Annotated in this window: 14 protein-coding genes; 3 read left to right on the forward strand and 11 right to left on the reverse strand. The window is 40.3% G+C overall.

Annotated elements, in window-relative coordinates; all coding sequences use genetic code 11:
• The first annotated feature begins 978 nt into the window (after nt 1–978).
• Together WAZ74_RS06475 and WAZ74_RS06480 are read left to right on the forward strand one after the other, a co-directional pair.
• Nucleotides 979–2,259 carry a tyrosine-type recombinase/integrase gene (locus tag WAZ74_RS06475; protein WP_422307017.1) on the forward strand — a complete coding sequence of 427 codons (1,281 nt, stop codon included), beginning with the start codon at nt 979–981 and terminating at the stop codon, nt 2,257–2,259.
• A 507-nt stretch (nt 2,260–2,766) separates the two neighbouring features.
• Complete coding sequence (locus tag WAZ74_RS06480) at nt 2,767–3,159, forward strand: lysozyme inhibitor LprI family protein (protein WP_422307019.1); 393 nt, start codon at nt 2,767–2,769, stop codon at nt 3,157–3,159.
• A 136-nt stretch (nt 3,160–3,295) separates the two neighbouring features.
• Here WAZ74_RS06480 and WAZ74_RS06485 read toward each other — a convergent pair whose 3' ends face one another.
• The 8 genes from WAZ74_RS06485 to WAZ74_RS06520 all read right to left on the reverse strand — a co-directional run bounded on the left by WAZ74_RS06485 (nt 3,296) and on the right by WAZ74_RS06520 (nt 13,362).
• A complete protein-coding gene (locus WAZ74_RS06485; RefSeq protein WP_422307021.1) occupies nt 3,296–4,942 on the reverse strand; it encodes a DUF58 domain-containing protein in 1,647 nt (548 codons plus the stop codon).
• Between the two features lie 94 nt (nt 4,943–5,036).
• A complete protein-coding gene (locus WAZ74_RS06490) occupies nt 5,037–6,179 on the reverse strand; it encodes an AAA family ATPase (protein ID WP_422307023.1) in 1,143 nt (380 codons plus the stop codon).
• Between the two features lie 52 nt (nt 6,180–6,231).
• A complete protein-coding gene (locus WAZ74_RS06495; protein WP_422307025.1) occupies nt 6,232–8,379 on the reverse strand; it encodes a hypothetical protein in 2,148 nt (715 codons plus the stop codon).
• Nucleotides 8,379–9,329: a hypothetical protein gene (locus WAZ74_RS06500; protein ID WP_422307027.1), complete on the reverse strand. Its 951-nt coding sequence runs from the start codon at nt 9,327–9,329 to the stop codon at nt 8,379–8,381. The genes WAZ74_RS06495 and WAZ74_RS06500 overlap by 1 nt, the downstream gene beginning before the upstream one ends.
• Nucleotides 9,326–10,321, reverse strand: a complete 996-nt coding sequence (locus WAZ74_RS06505) for a hypothetical protein (RefSeq protein WP_422307029.1) — start codon at nt 10,319–10,321, stop codon at nt 9,326–9,328. The genes WAZ74_RS06500 and WAZ74_RS06505 overlap by 4 nt, the downstream gene beginning before the upstream one ends.
• Nucleotides 10,318–11,553, reverse strand: coding sequence for a stage II sporulation protein M (locus WAZ74_RS06510; protein WP_422307031.1), 1,236 nt, complete (start codon nt 11,551–11,553; stop codon nt 10,318–10,320). The genes WAZ74_RS06505 and WAZ74_RS06510 overlap by 4 nt, the downstream gene beginning before the upstream one ends.
• 6 nt (nt 11,554–11,559) lie before the next feature.
• Nucleotides 11,560–12,582, reverse strand: a complete 1,023-nt coding sequence (locus WAZ74_RS06515; RefSeq protein WP_422307033.1) for an RDD family protein — start codon at nt 12,580–12,582, stop codon at nt 11,560–11,562.
• A gap of 90 nt (nt 12,583–12,672) precedes the next feature.
• Nucleotides 12,673–13,362 carry a DUF805 domain-containing protein gene (locus WAZ74_RS06520; protein ID WP_422307035.1) on the reverse strand — a complete coding sequence of 230 codons (690 nt, stop codon included), beginning with the start codon at nt 13,360–13,362 and terminating at the stop codon, nt 12,673–12,675.
• A 365-nt stretch (nt 13,363–13,727) separates the two neighbouring features.
• On the opposite strand from WAZ74_RS06520, the gene WAZ74_RS06525 reads away from it, so the two are divergent.
• Nucleotides 13,728–13,859: a hypothetical protein gene (locus WAZ74_RS06525; RefSeq protein ID WP_422307037.1), complete on the forward strand. Its 132-nt coding sequence runs from the start codon at nt 13,728–13,730 to the stop codon at nt 13,857–13,859.
• A gap of 170 nt (nt 13,860–14,029) precedes the next feature.
• Here the strand turns inward: WAZ74_RS06525 and WAZ74_RS06530 are convergent, their stop codons facing one another.
• The 3 genes from WAZ74_RS06530 to WAZ74_RS06540 form a co-directional block, all read right to left on the reverse strand.
• Nucleotides 14,030–14,404 (reverse strand): hypothetical protein, encoded by a 375-nt coding sequence (locus WAZ74_RS06530; protein ID WP_422307039.1) that lies wholly within the window; start codon nt 14,402–14,404, stop codon nt 14,030–14,032.
• Nucleotides 14,405–14,946: 542 nt separating this feature from the next.
• Nucleotides 14,947–15,372, reverse strand: coding sequence for a hypothetical protein (locus tag WAZ74_RS06535; RefSeq protein ID WP_422307041.1), 426 nt, complete (start codon nt 15,370–15,372; stop codon nt 14,947–14,949).
• Nucleotides 15,373–15,822: 450 nt separating this feature from the next.
• Entirely contained in the window at nt 15,823–16,242 is a 420-nt protein-coding gene (locus WAZ74_RS06540; protein WP_422307043.1) for a hypothetical protein, read from the reverse strand.
• Nucleotides 16,243–16,330: the final 88 nt, after the last annotated feature.

Genomic DNA, 16,330 nt, shown 5'->3' on the forward strand with positions numbered 1-16,330 from the left:
AACGTATTAAACTATGTCGCTAGTTAACCTGTTTGATAAACTTGTTCTGCTCATCATTGCTAAGTTTACTACCTTCATACTGCACAATAAGCCCTTTGCATAATCTGCCATTCCTAATCATCACCTAATAACTAAATCACTCATCAATCGATTGTTGGTAGCTTAGCCGACATCCTCATTGATGCGAATGTGCTTGAACTACGTTAGATACAGAAGTATTTGCGCGCAAGTGACAATCAGCTCAAAGTATAATCAATAACTCTTCGGGATGCCTATTACTCTATACCATTAATAAGAACGTATACAAGCTCTGACAATGCTCCTACTTGGCATCTCAGTGAGTCCAAGTCTAGATACACCTCATGGCTGCTATTATCTTAGTTAACTACGTTGTTTAGCTAACTACGTTGTAATACGCTTTTATTTAAAGTCATCAAAAGAGCCTTCCAGATTAGTGAAACATTCATTGGTCTTTTCTATCATCTCTCGTTCTTCCTGAGATATCTTAATCTAAAGCATTGAGTTGATGCCTTCCAAATTTGCACAGAACAGTACTATCACCCTGATTAAGGTATTCTGTGCGAGCACAGGAGCACGGTTTTTCGTGCAAATATGTCGAAGGACTCTATTGCCAACAGCAAACAGCACTCTTACTTTTAATCTATATGAAGTTTATTCCTTCAAACGCCATATATATCAACAAAAAAATAGCTTACTCCCTCTTTCTCCACTATACTATAATTATCCCCAACCTTCACTTGGGGATAATTATATCTAATAACCTTGTTTATAAAGGGTTTAATAACTAAGTCGATCAATAACGGTGTCCATGTTAGTGTCCAATAGTTATCTATTTTTTACAGAAAACACTTTTCAAGATTTATAACATATGCGCAAAGTTTGTTCCAAGTCTAAATATAGAGATAATGAATTAACCCTTACAATTTACCTTGCTTATAAAGCTTACGGATATAAATTATGGCTGTCGACAATTTAAATGATATAAATAAACTTGAATGCCGAGATAAGGATTACTCGGTCAGTGTCTCAGGTATTGCGGGTTTAAGTATCCGTATTTATCCAAATGGTAAAAAGGAATATTACTTGCGGTATGCTCATCCGCATATCGATGGTAAGCGCCCTAGAATGATGTTAGGTAAGGTCGAAGACATCAGCCTATATGAAGCTAAACATAAAGCAGAAACTATACTTAGCATGGTCGCACAAGGCTCTGACCCTAAAGCCATTCACCAAAAAGAACAAGTCAATAAATATGTTCATTTAAAAAACGCTACATTTGCTGATATTACACAAGCATGGAGAGATCACAAGACGTCAAGTCGTAATCGTAGCAAATCTAGAAAGCGTGCGTTTAGTGAATCGACCCTTAAATTTTGGGATTTATGTCTAGGATATATGTGTCGCGAGATTGGCGACTTAAGAATGAATGATATCACGAGCGAGATGATATTAAGTGTGTGTGAGGCGATTCAGAATAACGAAAATCAAGCAACCTTTGTTGGCGCAAGCACTCGGCTTTATACTGAAAAAGTCTTTTCATTCGCTGTCGCAAGAGGATTATGCGATAGAAACGTAGCTATTGATACGCGTGGCGAGCTCGCACCTGCTAGCTCAGGTAACCACTTACCAGCCATCACCAAGCCTGATCAGTTTGCCACCCTCCTGAACGATATGTCCAATTTTAAAGGTGCAAGTAAAATCACATTGGAGGCAATGAATTTACTACCTTATGTCTTCGTACGTAGTATCGATTTACGGTCTATGCGCTGGCAAGATATAGATTGGGATAACAAGCTATGGGAGTTTTCCCCAACAAAAGGCGAAGGTCGTGATGACATGGTATCGCACTTAGTTGTACCACTAGCAACTCAAGTAATTGTGCGTTTACGAAAAATACAATCAGTCACAGGTCATAAAGAGTATGTGTTTGCATCGATGCGCGCCTCAAGCAATCCTTATATTAGTAAAGCAACACTAGTACAAATATTCCATAGGCTTGGCTATAAAAATGTTCAATGCGCTCATGGATTTCGGGCATCTGCTAAAACTTTATTAATGGAACAACCTGAGTTACGTTATTCGGATATCGTAACAGAGTTACAGCTGGGTCATAGAATAAAAGATACACATGGTGGTGCTTACAATAGGTTGGATGAGATAGACAGTAGAGTACAAATGATGCAAGATTGGGCAAACTATATAGATAAACTTCGAAATTTTTCTGAAAAGCAAACTTAGTATTCATAGAAACACACCACTAGATTAGCGGATTTTTTACACCAGTAATGAACTGTAGTATAACCTTGCATCACGCAGAGTTTTTCAGAGTAATATTGAGATCTGAGTGTAACCGGACTTCTTACATCTCCCTGTTCTATTCATTCTTTAGCAAAATCAATGTTATCTGGTGCAATAGTGGATATTGTCACTCCAAACGATAACCCTGTAACCATCAGCCTATTAGCAGATATGTTTTTTAATAATTACATAGTTTTAATTTTTTTCCAAAAGTGCTTCAAATCATGATTGGTACGCTAATAGGAATTCGACCATTCGGCTGTGTCTCAGTTTTTTGGAGTCTATAGTTTTCCACTATCCGCATCATTAGCAACAACATTGATATATTGCTATCATCTTTTTATAAGTCAGTGTGTCCAAAAAATATTCTGACTATCGTATAAATTTGCAACAATAGAGACAGGTTACTGCTATATCAAAACTCAATTCGTTTTATAAGGATTTACAATGAACAATAAAAAGTGGCTGATTGGTATTAGCCTCACCTTGAGTATCATGTTGAATAGCGCTTTAGCCCAAGATTCTGAATATTGTGATGAAGAAAAATATGATACTGTTTCATTAAAGCAATGTGGTATGAAAGATTTGAAGATTGAGAAAGATAGGTTAGATAGAGTTTATAAAAAGCTAATGTCAATACTTGATTCAAACAATAAACAACTACCAAAGACTTCACAGTTGGCATGGGTAGATTTCAGTAGAAAAGACTGTGCTTTTCAAACCGATTGGGAAACTGGAACTATGGGACCACTCATGAGCATAAGTTGCGAGACTACAATTACTGAAGATAGACGCAAAGATCTTGAAAGTCGTCTGGAATTTGAACTAGAGAATAATTAGGGTAATCCAACTTACGAACAGAAGATGTATTTGAAGGCATTATTGGCTGCATCAACGACCTAATATAGTGTGCAAGTATTTCATGTACCGCTCATTTCACTCTGTAATAATTGATTTTGTAGTCCTTTTATCACTATCAACGCCGCTTCAGCGACAAATAAGCCTGCGTCAACGTACTAGGTAAATGGTTCGCTGTGGTTTGCAAACATAGCGCTCCCGTCTTCTGACTTAGCAATTGCTGCAACTGCTGTCGGCCTTGTTGATAATCGACTAGCGAATGATACAGCAGCGCGTCATCCATACTTTTAGGGATAGTATCGCCGTATAAGCGGTCAACAACCACTTGCTCTATGAGATTAGCAAAGACTACTTGATGACGTTTGGATAGTAGGTTCACCGCTTGAGTCAACTCCTCCGTCGCTTCGGCACGGGTATTAGTAACAAGGATAACGACACTACGTTTTTTGAGCTTTTTCGTTAGCTCTTGCGCGGCGATAAGGTAATCGCCCGTTTGCATTGTAGGCTTGATATCAGCAGTCTCATTGAGCAGATGCCGAATCAGTGTCGTGCCTTTACTGGGCGCTAAAAATATATCGACGCCACCAAAGGTCATCAGCCCAACGCGGTCGCTTTGCTTATTAGCAAGGTACGATAGTAATAATACGGCATTAAGCACTTTGTCAAAATAGCTGGCATGTCCCGTCATATTATCACTACCGTCCAATTTACTTTGCCACAACAGACGATCGGTATGCAGCGCCTCATCGATATCGCTGTCGTTATGGTAGACATCTTGATGGCGCATTTGCTCACCGCAATCGAGTAAAAATACTACGTCTTGGTCGTTCTCATCTTCGTAGGCTTTACTCATCAGTTTGCGCAGTCTTGAGCTGGTTTTCCAATCGATTTGACGGATGGCATCACCGACGCTATATTCTCGTAACTTTAAGAAATCACTGCCTTGACCTTGCTGCATCAGTGCTTGCCCGCCAGCTTGAACACTTCTTTCAAAGATAACAGACAGCTGATTATTGAGCAGTCCTGAGAAGTCTGCTAGCACTCGTAGATACTGTGATGCATTAGCTGGATCGGCAGATACCGCTAGTGAACGCCTGAACAACTTTAGCGGTGACCAGACCCGCAAATAAGCAACACCAAAATAGCCAGTACCGCGCTCAGAGGGAACGACTGGGTAGCGTATAGTTATGCTGCTTGGCTGGCTTTCAGAATTACCGATATCACTTACAGTATCTACTTTACTATCTGTTCGACTTACTGCTAATGGCAGCTTAATCCCAATAGGCATAGCATCAATGAGCATTAAATGATCTGGATAATCATCATAAAATTCAATATGAATATTTTTGACCATACCCATAGTGAGTAAGCTATTAAGTAAGCCACTATGCACAGCAGCACTTAGTAAAACTTCAATATCCATATCGTGATAGATTGGCACATTGCTTGGAAATTTACGTTCTATTTTGTAGTCCGTTGTCTGACTTAAAGTCATGAGCATCAAAACGTCTAGCGAACAGATGACTACTAGACCTGCCAGCAGTGCATAGCACAGATAATATAACGATTCAGAACTAGTATTGAGCACATTAATACCGAAGCCTCGAGTCATATCTAGTGCCGTAACCACTATCAGTAATAGCCACCAAGCTAACACTATCTTAATTAATCTGGCGCTAGGCTGATACTGTCGCAAGCGCTGCCACGCACTAAGCTTAGGCTGCGCTTGCTGCTGTGTCTGACTTCGGGTTAATACTTGGTTCATTGTTATCTCTACGTCGCGTAGGCTGTGGCTTTAGCCCAGCAAATGATGCAAAATCGTTATTTTAAACCGCAAAACATACCTACTATTTAACGAATTACTGGCGCGGTGCAGCAACGGAGGACACCACTTGATTGATAACTTGCTCAAGACTCACGCCTTCAATCTGATAATCCGCGCTTAAAGCGATACGATGGCGCAATACTGGTTGGGCAACTGCAAAAACGTCATCGGGGATCACATAATGGCGACCATCTATCAGCGCTTTGGCGCGCGCTGCCCTCAATAGGGCAATGCCACCACGAGGTCCTGCCCCTGAAGCAATCCCTTGGTGTTGACGAGTCATCCGCGTAATCTGTAACGCGTAACTCACGATTCTATCATCGATATGTACTAGCGCCGCCAGTTGTTGTAACTTCATAAGGTGTTCAGGAGACATTACTTGTGGCACTGCAGATAAATTAAGCGTCGCACCGATATTACCGCTTAATACGGTTTTGAGCATCAGCGCTTCATCTGCTTCATTAGGACAATCTATTAAAATATTAAACAAGAACCTATCTAGCTGAGCTTCAGGCAACGGATAAGTGCCTTCATGATCCAGCGGGTTTTGGGTAGCAATGGTGATAAAGGGATCGGAAACTTCATACGTAGTGCCTTCGATGGTCACTTGCTGCTCTTGCATGACTTCAAGTAGTGCGGCTTGGGTCTTAGCAGAGGCACGGTTGATCTCATCAGCCAGTAATAAGTTACAAAACACAGGCCCTTTGCGTACTTTCCATTTGCTAGTCTGCATATCGTAGAGAGTATGACCAGTAATATCGGCTGGCATCAGATCAGGGGTAAATTGTACCCGATGATAGCTGCCACCAATAGCTTTGGCATAGGCTTTAGCCATCAACGTTTTACCAAGACCTGGCAAGCCTTCAATCAAAACGTGTCCACCTGCGATCAAGCAGATACATAGCTGCTCAATAATCTCACGCTGGCCGATAACTCCGCGTCCGACAGCATCCATCAGCTCATTGGCTTGTTTGGCTGCTACTTGCCAATTCTCAAGATCAGTAGCCTCAAGGTTGACTACTTTTACCTTAGCAGTCTCCGCCTTACTATCAATAGCTGATTGCATAGACGGCGCTGTCTCAACTGGTGGCTGTTGATTGATTGTCGGCTGACCTAGCCGATCGATACCAACTGCTGCTACTGGTGAATCCGCTGTATTGTCAAATTGCTTATTCATTTTTTAGTCCTAAGCTTATGTTTTAGTCTAAGAGAATATTGTGATCTTTAATTTATTTTAATAGCCACTGTATCATCCACAAAGTTTGTGTCATTTGCGTAAATTCGAACGCTTGATTACTATTCTGCAAGCGTGAATCAATAGCGCTCTGCAATCTATCGGGGGCAATAGTTTCTCGAATAAAAGCTTCATTGGTGAGTAACAAGCTATCGTTACTATCATCATTAATGTTGCTGACATGGCTGGCATGGTCGCTAACGCTTATAGAATGTAGTAACTGTCTTTTTTTATCGTCTAAACGGGCGCTTAATAATTCGTGCAATTTAGTAATGGATAATTGATCGTCAATGTTAGCAGCTGTATTTACAGTATTGACATCGTTCAACGAGGCCGTATTAATCGAGCTATTCGATATTTCACTGATTAATAGACGCACTTTGTCTCTAGTAGCTTGCGTGAGTTGCTGCGCGTTATCTTGGTGCCAACCAAAGCGCCCTACTTGGCGGAAGTAACGCATAATGTCACGGCTTTGATTGGTTGGTAAGTGTGCCATTTTGCCAAAGCGATTGTACAGTGACCATAACCATAAGAACGCCAATAGTCCAAGACCTAATAGCGCAGGTCTAGCCTGTTTCCATAATATTACTGGTAATGAATCAATATCCGTATTAGGCAATATCTGTACGTCGCTACTATCTTGCGTCAAAGCGATGAGCCATGCCGCATTATCAGCACTTAGTAAAGAAGAGGGAATAGAGCTTTCAGTGGTTAGAAGTTTATACAACGCCGAACTAGGTGCTGAATCTGCTTGCTCAGTATCACTATTAGCGTCATAAGTACGGGCTTCGTCAGACAGTTCGAGGTTAGGATTAGGATTACTAAAAACGTCACTATCGTTAATGACGCTCAGCCGACCTTTACCAAAACTTGCGTCTAGATAGATACTATCGGTAGGATAAAACAAGGCTACCAATTGCTCATCACTTAAAGCCAAAATTGCCGTTAATAATTCAGGTAGCTGCTCTTTTGCACTCTTTTTTAAGGCGCTGCTTTTTCCATTCTTTTTAGCATCATCACTAGCATTGTTACTAGTATTGTTACTAGTATTGCCATCGGAGACAACAGAGTCTTTGTCTTCTACAGAAGTCTCATTTTTCACGGTCGAGCCGCTAAGATTGATATTACTAGCCTTAATATACTGGCGTATGAGCTGTGCTTGTTGTTTAAGCGTTTGCTGATTGGTACTGTTATTATTGTTAAACGCTTGCACATTAATCTGCGCACTATCAGGATATAAGGATTGAAACAGTTGCGAGTTAAGCCTATTTTGAGAATGCCATATTTCAATCAATAGTAACTGTTGCAGATCAGTATCATAAGCACTAGTGTCAATCAAAGATAACGGCTGCAATTTTGCTAACTCAGCAATTTGATCTTCGATAGATAAGCTTTCATTATTAACTTGGTTAATTTTCTTTTGAGAGTCTTCGATTATTACTTCTATTTCCGCAACATTACCTTCAGTATCGACATCACTATCTTGATCATTTTCTACTCTAAAGATACCCAGCTTATTCAAAAACTCATTACCGCTATCTAACGGCTCTAACAATCCATTAAGCATCTCATCGTTGCTAATACGCTCAGGAGTGGCTTGCTCCTGTTGTAAAGTCTCCAAACGTTCAAGAGCGTTTTGCATGTCATCATAACTGCTGTCTCTGGCGGCAAAGGTAATAAGATGCCCACCCTGCTCTATCCATGACTTGAACGCCTCAAAACGCTCATCAGTCAGCTTAGTACCCATGCTATTGATAATCAACGTTGGTCGATAGCCGTCAGCGATAGCAGCGGTATCCATATCCATCAGGGGTAGCTCATCGAGCAAAGTTTTCAAATCGCTATCTAACAAAGTAAACGCAATCTCATCGTCAAATTCGACATCGGCATCTATAGCAGCACTGTACTGAGAGTTGATTAATAACTCGGCAGCATAGTATGGGTTGTACTGAGCCTCTGTGTTTAACGCATAGTCCGTAGTTGTAACTTGCTCAAAGTTATTACGAAACCACCAAACTAAGGCAATGATAAAGGCACACAAGATTAAACCAATAATAAGGTGAACAGGGCGTATCGAACGGCTGGCTTGCCTAAAAGTGCCACGCATAGCAGACATTGAATTACGAGGATTGCCAGTTGACATTAGCGCGCCCCTTGCTGTGAGTTATTACTAGCACTAGCATCAGCGTTTACAGCAGCAATAGAGGGTAGATTTGATAACCAAAGATTTGCCTCACTTTGTAATTGTTGACTAAGCTGCTCAGAGTGCTGTGCTAGTTGCTGCTCGTCATAGGCCGTTTGTACCCACAAACGGATTATTTCGCTGATAAAGACATGCGGTTTTGAGTGATCAAACTGCGCTAAGTGTTGGATTTGCGCCAAACATTGTTGCTCAGTATTGGCCGCGGCAATTGGCAGCTGCTCATTTACTACCAGCCATCTTAAGCTACCACGATATAGCACAGATGCAGCCTGAGTTATTTTGCCCTCGATTAGATATTGTTTAACCAAATCTGGGATTTGCTCATGGCTTGGCAGATGCTCCCACCCTTGATCTTGGTAGCCTGCTTGCTGGTGTAAATGACTACTACTGCGTCGACCTGTATGTTTATTGATGCGCTCAGCCCAACCTACTAAGTAGCCTGCACGGCGCATCACCCAAACAATAAAAGCTATCAAAGCCGCAACAAGTAAAAATTTTAGCAACATTGAAAATAAGGCTACTGAGGACTCAGTGTCATTACTTGCGCCAAATATCGACTCTAGAAATTCTTCAAGCCAGTCTAAATCTGCCTCACTCTTATCAGGCTTTTCGATAGGTTCCCAACTGGTTATTTCCTCTGAGTTGGCGTAATCTTCACTAGTAATAATACGAGCCAAATCTTGGCGTATCGCATTGTTATTTTCTACAGATATTGATGTAGTGCTAGCATCTGCTGGCGTGATTATGCCTTCTGCTGCTATAGCAGTTTGCGCTAAGCTAGCCGTACTTATAGTCATTAGGGCTATAGACAATAGCTTTACTAACAAAGTGCTAAGATAAATAGCGCAATCACAATTTCTAATACCTGAATTTTTAATGATAGAGGTCATAGAGGTGACCTCTTATTATTATCAGGCGAAAAATCATTTCGTGTAGCTTGAGGTTGAAATGTCACGTTATTAAGATGACGATTAGCAGTAGCAGCGAATGAGCTATCAGCGTTGTTAACAGTACTATTATTTGCAGAAATGCTAGCACTGCTAGCAGCAACAGCTATTGGGCTGGCGAGTTCAGTCAAAGGATTACTTTGCGCGGCGATATAACGTTGACCTAAATCCTTAAATATTAGCTCGACATCCCAGCCTTCAAGTAAACAGCGCTTGGTTAGATAAACCGCAAAGCCACCAGCCACAAAGAACGGTGCAACGATACTAACCACCAAAAAGTACAAGGCTCCCGAAATCATCTCCGTCCAAAACGGTGCAGATTCCAAAATTGTAAACAAGGTTTGCGCTTTGACTAAGCCCGTTGGCACTAACTGCCAAATAAGCAGCACAGCCGCTAGGCTTAAAATGAATTCGATATTGACCATCAAAGTCGTATGCCAACCAAGCCCACTACCTTGACCACGTGAGAGCACTTGCAGGCGCGCTTTAAACTGTGCTTTGTCAGGTTTCTCCAGCATTAATATAGGCAGAATAAGTTGTCTTTTTAAGGACAAGCGCTTTTTGATTAGTAGTGTAAAAGCATATAGTTTGCCATTTCTCCACCCATTCTTGACGGTGTCTTTAACAGCTGGCGGTTCACTAAATAAAGCCTCACCTAACCAAGCTATCATAGGTTTTTCATAAAAAGGTTTGAGCCACCAAAACAGGAACGCTAAATAAGTACCAAACGTGCCTATAGACTCCTCAAAACTCATGTCAAAAAACAGACCAATAATTACGCCAATGATATAAACCAGCACATAAATAGGTAAAGCCATCCCCAACCAAATCTTCCACAAAGGGACGAACCAATGCCGCGCCATTGCCATGCCCAAGTCTAGCGCTTGGGTGGTACTCATCGGCCGAATGGCCACTTTCATGCTATTGATATTCATGACAGCGCCTGCTTATTATTTTTAGAAGCAGTACTAAGTTGACTAAATGTTTGATCAGGATTTTGCGCGGCGGTATCAAAAAGGTTATTACTATTATTTATGACGCTATTAGGCGGATTAGAATCGTCATCATACTCTATGGCGCTATGAGTGTTAGAAGTATTGAGGGCATTATGAGCTTGGTAACTATTGTATTCGCGTCTACCCGTCAGACATAGATAAGCAATCACTGCTGTCCACAATATAGCGGCCACAATGTATTTGACCATATCAGGCACTACTGATGACGATGACCAAAACGCTTCAATGAAGGCGGCAATAAAGGTCATAGTTGCTGCGCCAATGAGCAGCTCGATACTTTGCTTGCCAGCGATTTTAAAGGCATCGATACGTCGATAGTTACCCGGCATAAATAGCGACTGTGCCAATCGCAATCCTGCCGCGCCACTAATCACAGCCGCTATCAGCTCAAATGAGCCATGTCCTGAGACAAAAGGCCAAAAAGTTTCGCCATAGCCGACACCGGTTAAATGACCAGACACGCCACCAATGACCAGCCCGTTATAGAGCAAGCTGAGCAGCGTACCGATACCGGCAAAGATACCCATGCCATAGATACGAAAATCAATACCGACGTTATTTAAAATATAATAGCCAAACATCGCAATGTCGGTATCTGAGCGGCGCTCGCTGTCGCGGCCAACCATGTCGTTAGCGGGATTATACATCTCTTCCATCGTTCTTACTTGCTCAGCTGGCATGACGCTATAGAGCATATCCGAGTGCTCATAAGCGGCCCAACCCATCAAAATCGCAGGCAGCAAAAAAAAGGCTAAACTTAACCAAAAAAGATTGGCGTGTAGGCGTAAGCGTACTGGAAAGGTATAACTAAAAAATCGATAAATACGGGTCAAGATATGGCTATCACGCTGATACAATTGCTGGTGACCTTTAATGACTAAATCATGTAGATATTGCACCAGTTGCGGGCTGTAATGACGCTGTTGAGCGAGTGCATAATGTTGACAAATAATACGATACAAACGAATCAACTCATAGCCTGAGGTTTTGTGAGCATGGCTATGGGTTGAACGAGCAGAACTATGGACAGCTACATTGTTATCCATCACTGATGCTGAGCTTTTTTTATTGCTCTTGGTACTAGTAGCTAGAAGGTGAGTAAATCGCGTCCAATCAGCACTATACTGCGCCTCAAATTGTTGCTGTTTCATCGCCGCTTATCCTTTATCCTGCTGTAAGTGAGCATCTTGAGTAGTCTTAGCTGGGTCGATAGCTACAGCGGTCATTGTACTATTCGCGCCAGTAGCAGCATTGTTGATGTTACTGACACTGATATTCATACTGGGCATAGATACTCCCCCCTGAATCATTCTAGCTTTGTATAGCACTGCTTGCTGTACTGCCAGTTGTTGTAACGCAGCACTATCTGCTAGTATCTGAGCGTTTGCTACTGATGGTCTTACTGAGGGTTTTACCAAGGGCGTCAAGGCGTTAGCAATCTCTTGCTGTCGAGCTACGGACAAGAAATCTAAACGCTCAACATAGGACACCAAAGCTTGCTGCTCGTTTAAGCGCAGAGGATAAAAGAACAATGGAGAGTTAAGCTCAAAGGTGGTATTTTTTACATCTATCGGTATGTCATTGCTGGCTTGCTGGCTTGATTGATTGACATCAAATCCATAAATGCTTTTGTATAATTTTTCAAGGTTATCTTGCTGTTTATATACCACCAAAGTACCTGCAATAATATCGCCAAGCCGTTGTGAGCGCTGGGTAAACATTATAGTCAAAATACCAGCAGCAAAACCAAAGGGCAAAAAGTCCGCTACCCGCAGCAAATTACGAATCATCGAGGACTGTAATGATATGGGCGTACCATTATCATGGCACACATAGATACCCTGCTTTTTTTTACCCGGAGTCATGCCACCACGGTATACCTCGAAATACACAGGATATAACCAAGTAATAATAAAATAAGCAACCGCAATAATACCAGTACCTGCCGTACCAAAAAAGGCGCTGATTATGCCAACAACGATGATGATGATTGCTCGAATAAGCAAATCAATGAGCCATGCCCATAACCTTGGCAGCAAGCCTGCTGGCATCAGCGTGAGCATCAAGCCTTCGGGAGTAGGATGCTTGGCGATATTATCGATAAGCATGGCCGTCTCAGCCACTTTGAAGGAGTAAGTAGCTGCAGGTATTGGCGTATGAGAATTATTAGCTGATAGCAAAACAGGCTTCTTAAGATAGATAGCGGTTTTTAGGAATTATTAGTTGCAGGCTAGTTTAGACGAGATACTGAACAAATCATAGGTAATATACTATAGAACCTGCTCTAACTGCACTTGTTGGGCGCGTTGGATATAGTCCTGATAAGCTGGAATCGCAATCGCAGCAAGTATCCCAATGATAAACACAGCAAAGATAGGCACTATTATAGCAGCTATATAGTGGATTGTTCGATTGGGTCTTGGCGGGTAGCCATACTGGTTAACATCGTCATGACCGCGAGCAAACATAAGATAGAAGGAAAAAAGGACATTTATTAAGGGAATAAACATCAAAATAGCCAACCAGCCGCTAAGATTTGAGTCATGTAATCGACGTCTAGGGTAGATTATAGTGGTATAAAACGCTAAAGGTAATAAAAGCAAAAAAAATAGCAGCCCGATAAATAGGCTGACGGAATCATTATCAACCCCTGTTAATAAGGTACTCAGTCCTACTGTTATTACTCCAACAAAGACATACATTAAAATAGTCATTAGCGTGAGGTAACTAATATAACGCAAACGACCAATACGTCCAGACAGCTGATACCATTTACTGTCATTAGTTATTTGACGATCTGTTTGAGCGTTGTCGGTAAGGCTAGCCGTTGGAGACTGATAAGGATTCGTATCCGTACTGACGTAACGATTTAATGGATTTAAATGGTCTTCATGCGAGGAGGATGGCGTATTAGATTTATTTATCGTTACTCTCTGTGTGTCTAAATCTCTATTACTCATCTAAAATTCCATATATATCTTGTGATATGACGCAAAACATATTTTTAGGCGAATAAAATACTACTTATTTTATTCCGCTATGTTCAAGCATTTATGACTTCACAGGATATTGACAAAAGTTCGGCAAGTCAACACGTTCCTGTATTTAACAGATAAGGTAAATGATTTAAAATGGGATTATAAAATATCGTTAGGCGCTACTGATATGCACTCAAGTATCATTATGATCGACAAAAATAGCTGAAAGCCGGTTTTGATGACAGGTTTGTTATAGCCTCCTGCATTCCGTATCTCTTCTGCTGATGCTTGCGACTCTTTAATTGGGTTTTGATATATTTATAGGTGCGTCTGCCAAAGGCGTCGTAGTGATAGTGAATGGTGATGATACCTTGTTGCTTGGTGGAGATACTTTGAGTCAGTTCGTGATCGGTACTGTAGGGTTGCCTAATTGCTTAAGCGCTTGCTTGACTTTACCAAGTGGCGTTTGGAGTTTATAGAGCATTCTTCCATGACTGTCACAGGTATAAGTTAAATGCTTATCATGGGTGGTGAGTTCGGTTGGACGACTCTGTTTACTGCTATCGTTTCGAAATTACAATATCCCGAAGGCTACACGTTTCTTAATATTACAATTGATATATTCTCTGTACGTCAGTTCGACTTTGAATTATATCGGACTTAAAGGTAAAAGATTATTTTCATAGCACTGGTAAATATGCTCTACAAAACTATTTTTAGATTTGAAATAAAGGTTGGCGTAAATCAAACCACCATCATCTGAAATGTATTCGGCCAACTCATAGCTCTGAGTTAATTGAGCTACCTTTTTAAATAATCGTTCTCTTAGTTCTTTTTCATTAGATAAAAACGCCTTATTCTTATGATCAATATCGTTAAAATATTCATAAGCAAGACTCCATTTTTCATCAAAATTCTTTGAATCTCTTAAATTCAGGTAATTATCAATAGAATCCATAGTTAATTGATCTTTATTTTTTTCAGTTGTATTAATAATAGAGTTAAAAATAGAATCTAAGTACATAAGTTTCCTTGTCCTGTTAGCCATTTTTCATTCTGGAAACAGTAGTTTTAGGCCAAATATTTTCTCCCAGATCAACGGCAACGGTACTATCTGGGGAGCGTAAATCGCATTCAAGCTCTTTAATAAGCTGCTCTTAGCTTTGAGATTGTACAATGTTTGGAATGCTTTGCTCAATATACTTCTGATGCCATTCTCGAAGGGTTTCAGAGGTAAAAAATCTTGGAGGCGATGGCTTGAATGGCCGACCATGTGAAAGGATAGTCGTCATTGGCTTGTATAAGCATACGAACGGCTCTTTCTTTAATCTCGAGGGTATAATTTTTTTATTGTCGTATTCTCTCAGATTGTTAGGTTTCCGATAATCACGGGGTGGTTCAGTATTCTATTGTTATCTTTTTATACCTCAGTTATTTTGTTTGAATAAGTGGTTAACATGCTAGCCACGCACTGCAGCCACTTCTTGTCATTACAAAGCAAAAAAATGAGTAACCTAATACAGAGCTACTCACCTTTAGATATTCTTTATCATTGCTCTGCTTTTATTAGCTGGCAAGCTGAAGATTTTTTACACTGCCCATAAGCATACTAAGCTTTTGCTCAAGCTTACTTTTTTCTAACTTATTTTTAGCCACGGCTTTAGTACTTTCATCTACCAACTGTTTGTTACCTTCTGCTACTGCCTGCTTTAATGCTAATTTCTCACGCATAATAGCGACTCTCAAAGGCTCGATTTTATTGATAACGTGATTAATAGATTTATGCAGGTCTGATTTTCTATACAGCTCTTTAATCTTAGAAGCTTTATATAAGACGCTATTTTTATTGTTTTTTGCGCTAGCGAGCTTTTCTATATACTCAATAGCTATCTTGTCTGCATAGTCATCTTGAACACCAATCTCTAAGATATCCTCTTCTAACAGAATACCTAATGCTTCTAATTCGTTTTTTTCGATTGTATTTTCTGACATTTTAAACATTCCTTTGTATATATTGGGATTGTGGATAGATTAAATAATTATAGAGACGTTACTATCATTAGTTGCTTTTGATAATAAGTCTTAGTAATAGCAATAAGTGTGATTGTAATTGGCATGTGGATTCGTTATTTACGTATCATTAGCGGTTACTGTGACAACCATGCCAATTAGTTAGTAGTAAATGTGATTAACGCATACTTAGTTAGGCAAAAATCACGGCTTATCTTAACCTAAGAGTACAACTGTACACAATAAGTATTTAACCCTTTTATGATAAAGGGTATCAATTAAGATTTTATTTATAACATTTAGACAAAACGCGCTGATATGTTTAGCCATACATATCATTTAGACAAAAAAAGAGGTTCACAATTATTTGCGAACCTCTTTTGAATATACCTTGTATTACTTATTATGGCTCTAGCTTACTCATGTAGATTATCAATCCTCTTCGCGATATAAAACTTTTTTAGCTTCTACTTTAAAACTTTCATCACTCAGATCTGCATTTACTTTTGTAGCATATGCTTGCATGCGTGTTTTTCTTTCTTCTGAATCACGAAATAACGTATTCTGCGCTTCTTGTCTAAAACCACTTTCACTCATAGTTATGCCGTCATTCTGTGTATTCAAGTGCTTGTCACTAGCTGCTACTGTTTTATTGATTTGAACGTTCGGTACGCCATTATTAACGACGGGCGCAGTATTGCTCACCGTTGCTACTTGAGTGCTAGTTGATAGAAAATGATTGAATATAAACACGCTTGCCAGAAATAAAATACAAAGGATGCTCAGTACGCTGATAAATTTTACGTTATTCAGCGACCTACCCTTTGATGATTTTATGGTTTTAATTGTCATAGTTTAATACCGAATCAGTATATATCAATAGCGGCATATAACCGCATTTTTTATATGATACTAATACCCTGATGCTATGCAAAGGTTT

It is taken from the genome of Psychrobacter sp. (assembly GCF_049295055.1).
Lineage (GTDB): Bacteria > Pseudomonadota > Gammaproteobacteria > Pseudomonadales > Moraxellaceae > Psychrobacter.

Coding starts and splice junctions, on each gene's coding strand:
- WAZ74_RS06530 (WP_422307039.1), bottom strand. CDS start 14,404: ATGTACTTAGATTCTATTTTTAACTCTATTATTAATACAACTGAAAAA.
- WAZ74_RS06540 (WP_422307043.1), bottom strand. CDS start 16,242: ATGACAATTAAAACCATAAAATCATCAAAGGGTAGGTCGCTGAATAAC.
- WAZ74_RS06505 (WP_422307029.1), bottom strand. CDS start 10,321: ATGAATATCAATAGCATGAAAGTGGCCATTCGGCCGATGAGTACCACC.
- WAZ74_RS06485 (WP_422307021.1), bottom strand. CDS start 4,942: ATGAACCAAGTATTAACCCGAAGTCAGACACAGCAGCAAGCGCAGCCT.
- WAZ74_RS06475 (WP_422307017.1), top strand. CDS start 979: ATGGCTGTCGACAATTTAAATGATATAAATAAACTTGAATGCCGAGAT.
- WAZ74_RS06490 (WP_422307023.1), bottom strand. CDS start 6,179: ATGAATAAGCAATTTGACAATACAGCGGATTCACCAGTAGCAGCAGTT.
- WAZ74_RS06520 (WP_422307035.1), bottom strand. CDS start 13,362: ATGAGTAATAGAGATTTAGACACACAGAGAGTAACGATAAATAAATCT.
- WAZ74_RS06495 (WP_422307025.1), bottom strand. CDS start 8,379: ATGTCAACTGGCAATCCTCGTAATTCAATGTCTGCTATGCGTGGCACT.
- WAZ74_RS06500 (WP_422307027.1), bottom strand. CDS start 9,329: ATGACCTCTATCATTAAAAATTCAGGTATTAGAAATTGTGATTGCGCT.
- WAZ74_RS06535 (WP_422307041.1), bottom strand. CDS start 15,372: ATGTCAGAAAATACAATCGAAAAAAACGAATTAGAAGCATTAGGTATT.
- WAZ74_RS06480 (WP_422307019.1), top strand. CDS start 2,767: ATGAACAATAAAAAGTGGCTGATTGGTATTAGCCTCACCTTGAGTATC.
- WAZ74_RS06510 (WP_422307031.1), bottom strand. CDS start 11,553: ATGAAACAGCAACAATTTGAGGCGCAGTATAGTGCTGATTGGACGCGA.